The following is a 13180-nucleotide window of genomic DNA, read 5'->3' as shown; positions in this document are numbered from 1 at the left end:
GGTTTCCGGGCGCGGATATGCGCGACCCGGCAGCGCAATCCTCGATCGCGCGCTGCCTGGCCAAGGCGCTTGCCATACCTGTGGATGCAGCACTTGTCGAGACGTGCCCGCCGCCACCTCAGCGCTCGCCGAGACCTTCCGGCTGACTATAGGTGGTGGGCACGCCTTGCGGTGCCAGCACCGGCACGAAGACCCGGCGAGAAGCCCGCGCCACCACCGGCAGCCCCTGATAAAGCCGTTTCTGCGCCTCGACGATGATGACCCCGGCAAAGACCGGCCAAAGCGTGCGGCCGATGCGTTCAAAGCCGCGTCGGAGCTTCAGCATGGTTTTCAGCCGTGAGGGTGGGAAGAACAGCGCGTCGGCGGTGGCGCCGGGTGTGAAGTTGGTCTCACGCAGCAGCGCGGTCAGCTGGCTGCGCGAATAGGGCCGGCCGGAGCCGAACGGTGTATGCTCCATGCGCGCCCAGACCCCGCGCCGGTTGGGCACGGCAATCACCAGCCGCCCCCCCGGCGCCAGCACGCGCCAGATCTCCTTCAAGGTCTCGCGCGGATTTTCAGCGAATTCCAGCGAATGCACCATCAGCACCCGATCGATCGAGGAGTCCGGCAACGGCAACTCTTCCTCGAAGACCAAAGCGGTGGAGGACATTTCCGCCGGCGGCCAGTTCACCGCCCCCTGCCCTGCCGGCATGAAGGCGAAAGTGCGTTCCGTGTCGGCCCGGAACCGGTCGAGATAGGGGATTGTATAGCCAAGACCGACGAGACGCTCCTCCGGCAGGCGCGGCCAGAGCGAGGACAAGGCCATGGCAATTGCCTGCTCGGCCGCACGTCCCAGACGGGAATGGTAGAACTGTCTCAAATCGACGATATCGGTGTGCATGGCATGATCGTAAGCGCCCGACGCTGGACTTCAAGGTGGCGCCGATTAGATTTCCCTTATCGCCCGCCAACAGGATCAAGCCATGGCCGCCTTCGAGCTCGACCTCTTTCCCTGCCGCACGGACAATTTCGGCGTGCTGCTGCACGATCCCGAGGGCGGCGAGACCGCATCGATCGACGCGCCGGAAGAAGCCGCGATCCTCTCGGCTTTGGAGCGGCGCGGCTGGACGCTGACGCACATCCTCACCACCCATCACCATGGCGACCATGTCGAGGCAAATCTGGCGCTGAAGACCCGTTTCGATGCCAAGATCATCGGTCCTGCCGAAGAGGCAAGCCGCATCCCAGGCCTGGACATGACGGTACCCGGGGGCGGCAGCTTTAGCTTTGCGGGCCATCCGGTGAAAGCGATCGAGACGCCTGGGCACACGGCCGGCCATATCTCCTATCATTTCCCGGAGGATCACCTGCTCTTTGCCGGCGACACGCTGTTCGCGCTCGGCTGCGGCCGGCTGTTCGAAGGCACGCCGGCCGACATGTGGGCCTCGCTTTCCCGGCTTGCGGCCTTGCCGGACGAGACCATGGTCTATTTCGGCCATGAATATACCTTGTCCAACGCCCGCTTCGCGCTCACCATCGATCCCGACAATGCCGAGCTACGCGCCCGCGCGGCCGAAATCGAGAGGACCAGGGCCGAGGGCGGCTTTACCGCGCCGACGACCATCGGCCTGGAAAAGCGCACCAATCCCTTTCTGCGGGCCAATGATCCGGCGATCCGCAAGCATCTGGGGCTCGAGGATGCCGAGGCTGGCGCCGTCTTTGCCGAAATCCGCAAACGCAAGGACAATTTCTGATCATGACCAACGCTGCCGAGATCATCGACATTCTGGGCCTGGAGCGCCATCCAGAAGGCGGCTGGTATCGCCAGACCTTCCGCGACGAGGCGGGCGGCTCGCGCGGCTATTCCACCGCCATCTATTACCTCCTGGAAGCGGGCGACCGCTCCCATTGGCACAGGGTCACGGATGCGGCCGAGGTCTGGCACCATTATGCCGGTGCGCCGCTGAGGCTTTCCATGGCCAGGCAGACGGGCCCGGCGGAGGATATGACGCTCGGGCCCGACCTGGCAAAGGGCGAGCGTCCCCAGGCTGTCGTCCCGGCCATGGTTTGGCAATCTGCCCAGTCGCTGGGAGACTGGTCGCTGGTCGGCTGCACGGTCGCGCCCGGCTTCGACTTCGCCAGCTTCGAAATGGCGCCGCCGGACTGGACGCCGGAGCAGGGATGAACGGCGCCTTGACCCGGAGTATGCGGGTCAAGGCGCCGTCGACAGACGAGGATATCTTGATCTCGGCGGCGGCGGCCTGTATCGTCCGGAGTGACGGATGGAGTTGGAGCTCCACCCGTCCTTTACTGCTTATCCGAGGAACTGAAGCCGGACAGTCATTAGCCAGCCTGTCCGGTTTTTCCTCAGCGTCAGCGTGATGCTAAATGGCAGCAGCCACATAGATCACCTCCGTCTTCGAGGGCGAGGCTCTCGCCAGAGCCGATGGAGCCCATCTTCATCGGTGCGCCGCTGGCACGGCGCGCCCTGCTTTCCCCCTCGAATTTCAAGACCGCCGCCGTCCGATCATTGTCCTACGCTGAACCAAACCAGGCAGCGGGGCAGTGGAATCTTTTGAGTCTTGGATTGTCGTCAGCGTAGCATAAGGCTTGAGATCAGACCGGCTCAGCCGCCTCGTTGGTCTGGCGCTTGAAGATCGCATCCTTGGAGGCCAGGACGGCACCGCCGGTGACGAGCACGCAGGCGGCCAGGATCGTCAGCGATGGCTCTCCGAAGCCGAAGGCGAGCAGGATCAGCGTCGAAAGCACCGGTGCGGAATAGCTGGCGACGCCGAGCATCTGGATATTGCCGTTCTTGACGCCGTGATCCCAAGCATAAAAGGCCGCGCCGAGCGGCAGCAGGCCAAGGCCGGCCACCGCCAGCCATTGCCAGGCGGTTTGCGGCCAGACAGTCGTTTCCAGCGCAAGATGACAGAACAGCGAGAGAATGGAGGTCGCCAGGCAGAAACCTGTGACCGTATCGGTCGGCACGGCCTCGAAACGGCGCGTCATCAAGGAATAGGCGGACCAGGTGAAGGCGCAGGCGAGCGCGGCACCATAGCCCAAGGCATAGGCGCCATCGAAATTGATGCCATTGCGCGCCACGATCAGCAGCGTCCCGGTCAACCCGGCCAGCGCACCGACCACGTGATGCCAGCGCAGGCGCTCACCCGGCAGCAACGCCGAACCGACGACGATGAACAGCGGCCAGAGATAGGCGATCAACCCGGCTTCCACCGCCGGCGCATTGCGCAGGGCGGTGAAGTAGAGAAAATGATAGCCGAACAGCCCGCCGATGCCGAGCGCCCAGGCGGCTACCGGCTGTCGCAAGAGCTTCAGCCGCTCCGGCTTCAGCGCAAAGACCAGAAGGCCTGGCAGACTGCCAATGGCAAAGCAGATGGCCGAAAGCTGGAAGGGCGGCATCGTTCCGGAGGCCGTGGTGAACAGCGCCAGCACCGCCCACATCAAGATTGCCGAAAAGCCGATCAGCGTCGCCCGCACATTCATCTACCGTCACCAAACTTTCCGCTTTTCGAGACACCGGCGCATAGAGGCATGCCGACCCCCTCGAAACTCGTTGAACCTTATTTCAGCTAAAGGACAAACGACAGGACGGGAAGGACGAAGTCAAGCACCTCCGGGCGGGCATCAACGCCGCCACGGCAGCCAGCCGAAACGCTTCTTCGCGGCAGCCGGCCGTGGCACGGCTGCCTGTCGGTTCAGCGCGCTGACATCATGCTGCAGGATGAGACTCTGAAGCAGCGGATGCTCCCAGATCGTTTCGCCAGGACGCGCCTCGATCATGTTCAGATCGAGCGGGAAGGCCTCGACCAGAGCATCGGCGTCAAAGGGCTTCTCACGCCACGTTGCGTCGATTGCGGAGATCAGCGCTTGCCAGTCGGTCGGCTCCGTCAGCGGTTGACCATAGAGATCGAGGTGACGCTGGCCGAGGCCGCGATAGAGATCGACGATCCGCAGATTAAGGCCGCCGAAATCATGGAGATCCACCGACTGAAGGCCGCCGTCCAGATGGGAAGGGAATGGCAGGCAGGGAATGCCATAGCTTTCCGCGAAGACAAGGCCATGCAGGCTGGTGGAGACGATCCGCTCGCAGGAAAGAATCTCCTCCATCTTCGCCTTCATGCCGTCCAGGCCGATGGAGGTGACGGTGTTGATGATGTGAATGTCATCCGACAGTTCGGCAGGAATATCGTAGCGATCATGTCCTTCGCGCAGATGCGCTTCCACCTCCCGGTCGGCGAGTTCGGACAGGTGGACGATGACGCCGAGCTTCCAGCGCTTTTCCACCTTCGGGCGATAGAAATGCGGCAATAGCCAGACGGGATCGCCATACACACCGACCGTGCCGGCCGGCTTGCCGGTCAGCAATGCTTCGGAAACGGGGCCGCGCGTTGCCATGACACGAAACTTCGCATCCGGCGCAACCTGGAAGGGCGCGTCGGTTGCATGTTTCTTGGGATCGAGACGATCCGAGCAGCCTGTGCCCCAGAACCAGACTTCGCCACCGGAAAAACCGTGGCCGATCGTCCCGACGCAGGCCATGCGTAGCGCCTCTGATCTCGACGGCACTCGCACGATATCGCGTCCCGACATCAGCGCCACCATTACAGGGCTCAGGGCATCGCCGAGATTGAGATAGTTCATCGCCAGTGTCGAGCCAGCCCAGGCCAAGGGCACCGTGCCGTGAGCACGAACATGCTCCGCCAGGCTATTCGTCTTCATCTGGAAAGCTCCCGATCCGCAAAAATAATTGTAGCACCTCGGCCCGGGGCCCCTGAGGGCAGCCGAGCCAGCCTGCGCCGTGCTTAAGCATAGAAGTCGGACGGGTCTACTCCAGAAACCGACAGGGAACCAAGAAGCTGAAATTTATAAAGCAAAACCTCACGGAAGCGCGTGGATGCGGGTCATGACCCCTCAAACCGCGTGGCCCAGACCGTGACCGGGCCGACGGTGGTGGGAATGCGGGCATAGACGGGGGCGTAGACCTTTACGGCATCGGACTTGGCGAACCAGATCTCCATGGTTTCCAGCTTGCGCAGATATTCGACGTCACGCCGACCCTTGCGATAGCCCGATTTCGGCACGAAACGCAGGCCGCAGACAATGACATCGCCCTTGAAGCCCTGGGTCGAGAAAGGCTTGGTTCCTTTGTCCACCAAACGGATATCGAGCCGCGATTCGCCATCGAAGATCGGCAGCGTGCTGGGGCAAACGCGGGTGCCTTCGGGAATGACCAGCCCGGACAGCGGATCGAGAACGCTGCGCAGATCGGCAGGGCTAACGGGAATCCAGTTCTTCGGCGTCGGCTTTTTCGGGGTCAGCGTCGTGGAGACGACATTGCCGTTGCGAAAGCTCATATCGATGGCGCGCGTCTTCGAGCCGCTTTGATAGCGCATCGAATAATCCTGTGCCCGCAGCCGATCCGACTCGACCACGCCGGAGACTGTCGTGCGCCCGTTGGTGCGGGAGAAGATGTCCGCCAATCCCGCCGATTCCAGCGTACCGGAGATCGTGTAATGACGGCCATTGAGCTCCGTGTGGAAGCGGGCGCGGGCAATGGGCAGGCCGGTCAGAGAAATGCTGTATTCCGTATCATGGGCGGCTTCGGCCGCCTGCGCCGGTACCTGAGCGCCCAGAAGGCCGCACAGCACGCCCAGTGCCGCTGCCCTGCTGCTCATTCTACCCCCTGTCCTCGCTGCGCGCTGCTTGATCATTCCGCCTCTTTGCGATTCCCGCATCTGTGAGTCATACTCCTATCTGCATGACCTAGACCGGGTTTACGGCGATTCTGCGCCGTGAAAAGCAAGCACATGCGGGCTTTTCCAGGCCTAAACCAGCACCGCACCTAAGGTTTGGCTTGACGTGCGACATCTGCATGACTATAGAACCGCAACTTTCCAATCATGGTCGGTGGACATGCTGCCTGAGCTTGAAGGCTCGATCCTGCAGTGTCCGCGGGCTCAAAGATAAGGTGCTTACCCATGTCCCGTAGTTGCGAATTGACCGGCAAGGGCGTCCAGTCGGGCAACAATGTCAGCCACGCCAACAACAAGACCCGGCGCAAGTTCCTGCCGAACCTGTGCAACGTCACGCTGATCTCCGATGCGCTTGGCCAGCGTTTCCGCCTGCGCGTCTCCGCGCATGCCCTGCGTTCGGTCGAACACCGCGGCGGCCTCGATGCCTTCCTGCTGAAGGCCGACGAGCGCGAACTGTCGATGCGCGCCCGCCTGCTGCGTCGCCAGATCGTCAAGAAGACGGCTGAAGCCGTCGCTGCCTGATCTTAGAAAGCCGGAGGCTTGCCTCCGGATCGAATTGTATTCGCAAGACGCCGTGCGTGAAAGCGCGCGGCGTCTTTTATCGTCAACAGCCAGCTGGTGGCATACCCCAGGATAAAAAAATGCAGCGCTCCGCTCTGTTCTTTACCTATGTCGGCCTCATGACCCTCGTGGTCGTCGCGTCCAATGTCCTCGTCCAATATCCGCTTCCCGGCGTGATCGCGGGCATCAATCTCAGCGACCTTTTGACCTACGGCGCCTTTACCTATCCCGTCGCCTTCCTCGTTACCGACCTGACCAACCGCCAGTTCGGCCCGCGCGTCGCGCGGCGTGTCGTCGTCTGCGGCTTTGCCGTGGCGGTGCTTCTGTCGATCATCGCCGCCACGCCGCGCATCGCCATTGCCTCCGGCTCCGCCTTCCTGATGGGCCAGCTTCTGGATATCTCGCTGTTCAACAAGCTCAGGGCCCAGAGCTGGTGGCGCGCGCCGCTGGTCGGCTCGCTGATCGGCTCGGCACTGGATACGACGATCTTCTTCTCGCTCGCCTTCGCCCCGATCTTCTCGATGATCGGCCCGAATGACGATTTCGCCCTGCAGGTCAGCCCCTTCCTCGGCGCCTTCTCGGCCGAGATGCCGCGCTGGATTTCCTGGGCGGCTGGCGATCTCTTCGTCAAGATGGCGGTCGGCCTCGTGATGCTGCTGCCCTATGGCGCGCTGATGAGCCGGCTGAAGCCGATGCCCGGCATTGTCGCCTCGGCGCAGGGCTGATCAAAAGATAGGTCTCATCATGCTGGAAGGCCGCTTCCCGAGAGGGTGGCGGCCTTTTGTGTGCGCTGTGTCTTAATGCCTGAGCCGAAACTCCAGCATCAGGCTGCGCTGCAGGATGGAGCGGTTGTCGTCGGAGATCAGGATCAGCCGGGTCTCGCCGTCGCGCGTGATGACATCGAGCCCTTCCATATTGTCGATCTGATAGGAGAGATCCGCCTCGATCATCGTCTCGCCATCGACGACGGCACCGGGATGCAGGCTTGTGGCTGCAATCTTGCGGATGCGCATGCCAAGCCCATCATGCATGTTAAAGCGGCGCTCCAGAAGCAGGAGATCGCCACCCGGAAGGAAGGCGCCGTCGGTCACGGCATAGCGGTCCGTCTGCCTCACCGCGAAGCGGCCTTTGAGCGGACCTTCAAGGATCGCCGCCGGCAGGTTCCCATCCTTGTCGAGGCTGTCTTCAGCCACGATCAGCGGCGCGCCCTTCAATGCGCTCTTCTCGGGCGCGACCACGACTGTTTCCAGGCTTCTGTTGTTGTGCAGCAGGCCGCGCGGAATGAGGATCGGTAATGTTCGCAGAAGGCGCCCAGGCGCCGTTGCGGGATCGGGATAGAGATCGACGCGATGCACGCCCTCGAAGCTCACCAGCACGCCGCCAAGGCCAAAGGCCAGCCCCTCGGAATCCATCGAGCCCTTGCCCCGGTCGGTGCGGCCGCTGCGATCCGTCATCGGCGTTACCTTGAGGGGAGAGACGCCGGAGAGCCGCCCCTTGTCGTCCCGCTCGATCCGCCCCTCGACGAAATGGCCGCTGTCCATCACCGCCAGGAACGTCTCGCCGTCAGAGCGGAACCGGATCGAGGACAGCGCGCCGAACAGGGGATGGCTCGAATGCATGACGATGCCGCCGATAAATTCGAGCTGGCCGAAGCGCGTCATGTCGGCGCCGAAACGGAAGCTGTCGATTGGTCGGCTGGTAACGGCAATGGTCTCGACCCCGGACGCGTAAGCAACCTGCTCCTTGCCGTCGATGAGAGAGATGCCAGTCGCAATCAAGGCACATAGCAGGGCAATGATCTTTTTCTTCAAAAGCATGGGTCCGGTCGAGGAGGAAAAGGCGGCTGGATGTGGAGAGAGAGGCGCGACACGCAGCGCCTGTTACAAGCTGGTTCCGATGACAAGTCCTGCCGTCAGGATGGGCTCATCCGGCGAGGTCACCAGATCACCAGAGACTGATCTATCGATCACTGGAGGCTGTTGGGGTGCCACAATCCCGGCCTGCAGAGCATGGCCACTTTGGGCTTGCCGTCACATTCTCGGATCAAGTCTGGGATCACAACGCGATCGCGCATGACTATGACCAAGGCAGCGGTGGAGATAGACTGGCAGAAGGCCGGCGACATCGCCATCCGGCCTTTCTGCCTGCTACCGTTAGCCTGCGCGCCGACGTGGTGCGCCGCTGCGCCGGCGGTTCGATTCGTCGCCGAAGAGCGAGGCGAGCTGCTCGGTCATCGCACCGGCCAGTTCGTCGGCGTCGACGATGGTCACGGCGCGGCGATAATAGCGCGTCACGTCATGGCCGATGCCGATGGCCAGCAGTTCGACCGGCGAACGCGTCTCGATCTGCTCGATCACGGCACGGAGATGGCGTTCCAGATAATTGCCGGGGTTGACCGAAAGCGTGGAATCGTCGACCGGCGCGCCATCGGAGATCATCATCAGGATCCGACGCTGCTCGGTGCGCGCCAAAAGGCGATTATGTGCCCAGATCAGCGCTTCACCATCGATGTTTTCCTTCAGCAGCCCTTCGCGCATCATCAAACCAAGATTGCGCCGCGCGCGCCGCCAGGGCGCGTCTGCCGCCTTGTAGACGATGTGGCGCAGGTCGTTGAGCCGGCCGGGCGCCTGCGGCTTGCCGCTGGCCAGCCAGCTTTCGCGGCTCTGCCCGCCCTTCCAGGCCTTGGTGGTAAAGCCGAGGATTTCGACCTTTACGCCGCAGCGTTCCAGCGTGCGCGCCAGAATATCGGCGCAGGTCGCCGCCACCGTGATCGGCCGGCCGCGCATGGAGCCGGAATTGTCGATCAACAGGGTCACCACAGTATCGCGGAACCGGGTGTCCTTCTCCTTCTTGAAGGAGAGCGGCTGCATCGGATCGATGATCAGCCGGGTCAGCCTGGCCGGGTCGAGATAGCCCTCTTCGAGATCGAACTCCCAGGAGCGGTTCTGCTGCGCCATCAGCCGGCGCTGCAGCCGGTTGGCAAGCCGGCCGACCGCGCCCTGGAGATGGGCGAGCTGCTTGTCGAGAAAGGCGCGCAACCGGTCGAGCTCGGCCTCGTCGCAGAGTTCCTCGGAGGTGACGATCTCGTCGAACGCCTCGGTGAAGACGGTGTAATCGACCTTCTCGTTGAAATCGTCGAAAGGATGGTTGGGCCGTTTGACCTCGCCGGGCGTCTCGCTGTCCTCGTCGCCCTCGTCCGACATCTCCTCGTCGGAGATTTCGGCGCCGTCCATTTCGCCGTCTTCCATCTCGTCATCGGCCGTCTCGCTCTCCTCGGCGGGCGCGGCGTCCTGTCCGGCTTCGTCTTCGGCAGCCTCTTCGTTTTCCTGTTCGCTGCGCGGCTGGTCCTCGTCCGACGGCGTCTCGGTATCGTCGGGGTCGGCTTCGTCATCGCCATATTTCTCGGCCATGTTCATGGCCGTGAGCATGTCGCGTATGACGCGGGCGAAAGCCTGCTGGTCTTCGATGACCGAAGCCAGATTGTCGACGCCGCCGGCCGCATTGTCGGTGATGAAGGAGCGCCAGAGATCGAGAACCTTGCCGGCGGCGGCCGGTGGTTTCTGGCCCGTCAGTGTCTCGCGCACGAGCAGCGCCATGGCCTCTTCGATCGGGGCGTCCTGCTGGCGTTCGATCGCGCCGTAATTGGCGCGCGCGTATTTTTCCTCGAGCATCGAGGTGATGTTTTGCGCTACGCCGTCCATGGCTTTTGCGCCGATCGCCTCGACACGCGCCTGCTCGACCGCGTCGAAGATCTGGCGCGCCTCGGTGCCCTGCGGCGCCATGGTCGCGTGGATGCGCGCGTCGTGGCAGGCCTTGCGCAGCGCCATGCTGTCGCCGAGCCCGCGGGTAACGGAAAGCTCATGCAGGGTCGGCCGCTTGGAAATGTCCGGCAGGCGGATGCGTTCGCCGGTCATCCCAGGGCGTTCATTGGCGAAGACGACCTCGACCTCACCGTCGCCGGCAATCGAGCGAACGCAGCCCGTCAGCGCCCGGCGAAAAGGCTCGGCATCGACAGGGCCACCGCTCTTCGGCTTGGAATTGTCGCCACGTCCCGCCACGTTTACGCCGTCGCCTCCAGAACGATATTGGCCGCGCTCTCCTTCAACTCGACGCCAAAGGCGCGCTGGTAATGCTCGGCCACCAGCGAGCGTTCCAGTTCGTCACACTTGTTGAGGAAGGTTACGCGGAAGGCAAAGGCGACATCGCCGAAAATATGCGCGTTTTCGGCCCAGGTGATCACCGTGCGCGGGCTCATGACCGTCGACAGATCGCCATTCACGAAAGCGGCACGGGTCAGATCCGCCACGCGCACCATCTTGGAGACCGTGTCGCGACCGCGCTTCTCGGTGAAGCCCTTCACCTTGGCGGCGACGATGTCGACTTCCTTCTCATGCGGCAGATAGTTCAGCGTCGTGACGATCGACCAGCGGTCCATCTGCGCCTGGTTGATCTGCTGCGTGCCGTGATAGAGGCCCGTGGTATCGCCGAGGCCGACCGTGTTGGCGGTGGCGAACAGGCGGAAAGCGGGATGCGGGCGGATGACGCGGCTCTGGTCGAGCAGCGTCAGGCGGCCGGACGATTCCAGCACGCGCTGAATGACGAACATCACATCCGGACGGCCGGCATCATATTCGTCGAAAACCAGCGCGACATTGTGCTGGTAAGCCCAAGGCAGGATGCCGTCCTTGAATTCGGTGACCTGCAGACCGTCCTTGACGACGATCGCATCCTTGCCGACGAGATCGATACGGCTGACATGGCTGTCGAGGTTGACGCGTACGCAAGGCCAGTTCAGCCGCGCGGCAACCTGCTCGATATGGGTCGACTTGCCGGTGCCGTGATAGCCGGACACCATCACGCGGCGGTTATGGGCAAAGCCGGCGAGAATGGCAAGAGTCGTCTCGCGGTCGAACAGATAGTCAGGGTCGGCGTCCGGCACATAGGCGTCGCCCTTCGAATAGGCCGGCACGGTCAGGTCGGTGTCGATGCCGAAGACCTCGCGGACGGACACCGTCGTATCGGGAAGATTGGAAATATCGAGGTCTATCTTGCTCATACTGTCTCCACCGGGCACGGGGAGGCCGCGCCCTTATCGCCTACAAGTGTCGCCTCCTGTCATAAGCCGCGTCGCAAGGCGCTTTCAAGGACAAAGGGCAGAAAAATGGGCGCTGCGGCATGATGGCTTCGCAACACCGCAGCCGGCCGAGAGCAAGGCCGGCGCTCGGCCGCTGGAAGGCAGCGTCCGTCCGGCCGGCCAGAACTTTTGAAACTTTCAGCAGAAGCCGGCCGACTTCAGCAGCTGATAGGCCTGGATGACCTCGCGAAAGCGGTCTTCCGAGCCACGATCGCCGCCATTGGCATCGGGATGATGCTTCTTCACCAGATCCTTATAGGCCTGCTTGATGTCGTTGGCCGACGCGCTGGCAGTCAGGCCCAACGTTTCATAAGCCTTGGCTTCGAGGGTTTTCAGCTTGCGCTGGCGCGGCTCTGGGCGGCTCTGATCGACGAACCCAAAGGGGTCCTTCAACCGGTTAAAGGAGCCGGCGGTGCCGGAGCGGACCTTGGCCTGTTCGGGCGCATCCTTGGCGCTTTTATTCACGCCGATGGTCCAGGTCGGGCGATGACCGGTCAGTGCTTCCTTCTGGAAGCGGGCAATCTCACCATCCGACAGGCCGGAGAAATAATTATAGCCCTTATTATATTCCTTCACATGCTCGAAGCAGAACAGGAAATAGGCGTTTTCGGCGTTGCGGCCAACAGGAGCGCGATGGACGCCGGGATTGGTGCAGCCGTCCCATTGGCACGACTGCGCGACCGGCTCCGGCTTCGGCTCTTTGCGACGCCGCGTCCGCACGGAGTCGAAGTATTTTGAATCGAGTTTCATGAGGCTCATTATGGGGTTCGCACCCCACCACAACAAGAATTGACAAATCGGAATGTTACAGGCTCTGTCGCGAGTTTGCCGCACCGGCCGACGGCGTCGTGCCGCACTGTCCGCAGGGCGGTCCAGCAGCCAGAAAAACAGGGCCAAAACATGTCTGCCAAAGACCGTATCACCGCCAGGCTGACCGAAGCTTTCCATCCGGAACGCCTGGCCGTTCTCGATGAGAGCCACCTGCATGCGGGCCATCAGGAAAGCTTCGACGGCAAGGGCGAAACGCATTTGCGCATCCGCATCGTTGCAGCCGCCTTTGCCGGCCTGAACCGGCTGGCACGGCACCGCGCCGTCAACGAACTGGTCCAGCCGGAATTCGAAGCTGGCCTGCATGCCCTGGCTGTGGAAGCTGCGGCTCCCGGTGAGCCGACGCGCTGGTAAGCTTTAACGCCTGTTTCGGCGCATGAGGGCGTAGAAGACTTGCCGCGCAGGCGCGGCTTCCCGATCAGGCAAGTGCGAGCGCCGTCAGCCACAGCCCAAGGCCGAAGACGACGTGGGCGGCGAGATTGCTGAGCCGCACCTTGCCCGGCTGGGGCGTCTTGGACGCCGCCATGCCGAGCCCAAGGCCCGGCTGCAGCAGGAACCAGCCGGCCGCGACCGTCACGATTCCCCAGACGAGCGCCGGCATTAGCGTTGGCGCAGCCAGCCAGTCCCGCCCGGCAAAGACGGGCAGCATCAGGCCATAGATCAGGCCGATGGCATAATGGCCGATCCAGCCCAGCGCATTTTCTCCGGCGAAGGGCGCGGCGGCGGCGATGTCGTCGTGGAAGACGCGGCCAGTCTTCAAGTGCCAGAACCAGCGGCCGACTGGGGCCCAATTGGCCGCGCCGGCAAGGCCCAGGCGGGCAAGCAACAGGCCCCAGAGATCCATCAGCGCCGTGGCGCCGATGCCGATCAGAGCGCCACGCAGCAGGGCCTCGCTCAGGCT

The 13180-nt window shown here is 62.9% G+C and carries 14 protein-coding genes; 5 read left to right on the top strand and 9 right to left on the bottom strand.

What is annotated here, in order from left to right; genetic code table 11:
* Window positions 1–118 precede the first annotated feature (118 nt).
* A complete protein-coding gene (locus BMX61_RS17345; protein WP_075625881.1) occupies window positions 119–880 on the bottom strand; it encodes a class I SAM-dependent methyltransferase in 762 nt (253 codons plus the stop codon).
* A gap of 82 nt (window positions 881–962) precedes the next feature.
* Here BMX61_RS17345 and gloB point away from each other — a divergent pair, with 82 nt between their 5' ends.
* Both gloB and BMX61_RS17335 read left to right on the top strand, forming a co-directional pair.
* Window positions 963–1733, top strand: a complete 771-nt coding sequence (gloB, locus tag BMX61_RS17340) for a hydroxyacylglutathione hydrolase (RefSeq protein WP_075625880.1) — start codon at window positions 963–965, stop codon at window positions 1731–1733.
* A 2-nt stretch (window positions 1734–1735) separates the two neighbouring features.
* Window positions 1736–2164, top strand: coding sequence for a cupin domain-containing protein (locus BMX61_RS17335; protein ID WP_075625879.1), 429 nt, complete (start codon window positions 1736–1738; stop codon window positions 2162–2164).
* 431 nt (window positions 2165–2595) lie between these two features.
* On the opposite strand, the gene yddG is transcribed toward BMX61_RS17335, so the two are convergent.
* From yddG to BMX61_RS17320, 3 genes are all read right to left on the bottom strand, one after another.
* The gene (yddG, locus tag BMX61_RS17330) at window positions 2596–3486 is read right to left on the bottom strand and encodes an aromatic amino acid exporter YddG (protein ID WP_075625878.1); all 891 of its coding nucleotides are present in this window, start codon (window positions 3484–3486) and stop codon (window positions 2596–2598) included.
* A 141-nt stretch (window positions 3487–3627) separates the two neighbouring features.
* Entirely contained in the window at window positions 3628–4722 is a 1095-nt protein-coding gene (locus BMX61_RS17325) for a polysaccharide pyruvyl transferase family protein (protein WP_075625877.1), read from the bottom strand.
* Between the two features lie 182 nt (window positions 4723–4904).
* On the bottom strand, window positions 4905–5678 hold the full coding sequence (locus tag BMX61_RS17320; RefSeq protein ID WP_075625876.1) for a DUF3108 domain-containing protein: 774 nt from the start codon (window positions 5676–5678) through the stop codon (window positions 4905–4907).
* Window positions 5679–5981: 303 nt separating this feature from the next.
* Between BMX61_RS17320 and rpmB the strand changes: the two genes are divergently transcribed.
* Together rpmB and BMX61_RS17310 are read left to right on the top strand one after the other, a co-directional pair.
* Entirely contained in the window at window positions 5982–6278 is a 297-nt protein-coding gene (gene rpmB, locus BMX61_RS17315; protein ID WP_075625875.1) for a 50S ribosomal protein L28, read from the top strand.
* 119 nt (window positions 6279–6397) lie between these two features.
* Window positions 6398–7042, top strand: coding sequence for a VUT family protein (locus BMX61_RS17310; protein ID WP_075625874.1), 645 nt, complete (start codon window positions 6398–6400; stop codon window positions 7040–7042).
* Window positions 7043–7114: 72 nt separating this feature from the next.
* Here the strand turns inward: BMX61_RS17310 and BMX61_RS17305 are convergent, their stop codons facing one another.
* From BMX61_RS17305 to BMX61_RS17290, 4 genes are all read right to left on the bottom strand, one after another.
* On the bottom strand, window positions 7115–8134 hold the full coding sequence (locus BMX61_RS17305) for an esterase-like activity of phytase family protein (protein ID WP_083639233.1): 1020 nt from the start codon (window positions 8132–8134) through the stop codon (window positions 7115–7117).
* A gap of 336 nt (window positions 8135–8470) precedes the next feature.
* Window positions 8471–10375 (bottom strand): cobaltochelatase subunit CobT, encoded by a 1905-nt coding sequence (cobT, locus tag BMX61_RS17300; protein WP_075625873.1) that lies wholly within the window; start codon window positions 10373–10375, stop codon window positions 8471–8473.
* A 2-nt stretch (window positions 10376–10377) separates the two neighbouring features.
* On the bottom strand, window positions 10378–11373 hold the full coding sequence (cobS, locus tag BMX61_RS17295) for a cobaltochelatase subunit CobS (protein WP_075625872.1): 996 nt from the start codon (window positions 11371–11373) through the stop codon (window positions 10378–10380).
* A gap of 216 nt (window positions 11374–11589) precedes the next feature.
* Window positions 11590–12210, bottom strand: coding sequence for a J domain-containing protein (locus BMX61_RS17290; protein ID WP_075625871.1), 621 nt, complete (start codon window positions 12208–12210; stop codon window positions 11590–11592).
* 141 nt (window positions 12211–12351) lie between these two features.
* Here BMX61_RS17290 and BMX61_RS17285 point away from each other — a divergent pair, with 141 nt between their 5' ends.
* Window positions 12352–12633, top strand: a complete 282-nt coding sequence (locus BMX61_RS17285; protein WP_075625870.1) for a BolA family protein — start codon at window positions 12352–12354, stop codon at window positions 12631–12633.
* Between the two features lie 64 nt (window positions 12634–12697).
* On the opposite strand, the gene BMX61_RS17280 is transcribed toward BMX61_RS17285, so the two are convergent.
* Window positions 12698–13177 carry a DUF2938 domain-containing protein gene (locus tag BMX61_RS17280; protein ID WP_075625936.1) on the bottom strand — a complete coding sequence of 160 codons (480 nt, stop codon included), beginning with the start codon at window positions 13175–13177 and terminating at the stop codon, window positions 12698–12700.
* Between the last annotated feature and the right edge of the window lie 3 nt (window positions 13178–13180).

The sequence above is a fragment of the Xaviernesmea oryzae genome (assembly GCF_900109605.1).
In the GTDB taxonomy this organism is placed as follows: Bacteria; Pseudomonadota; Alphaproteobacteria; order Rhizobiales; family Rhizobiaceae; genus Xaviernesmea; species Xaviernesmea oryzae.
Note: the sequence above shows the minus strand (reverse complement) of the source record. Positions and strands in the feature narration are given on the sequence as shown.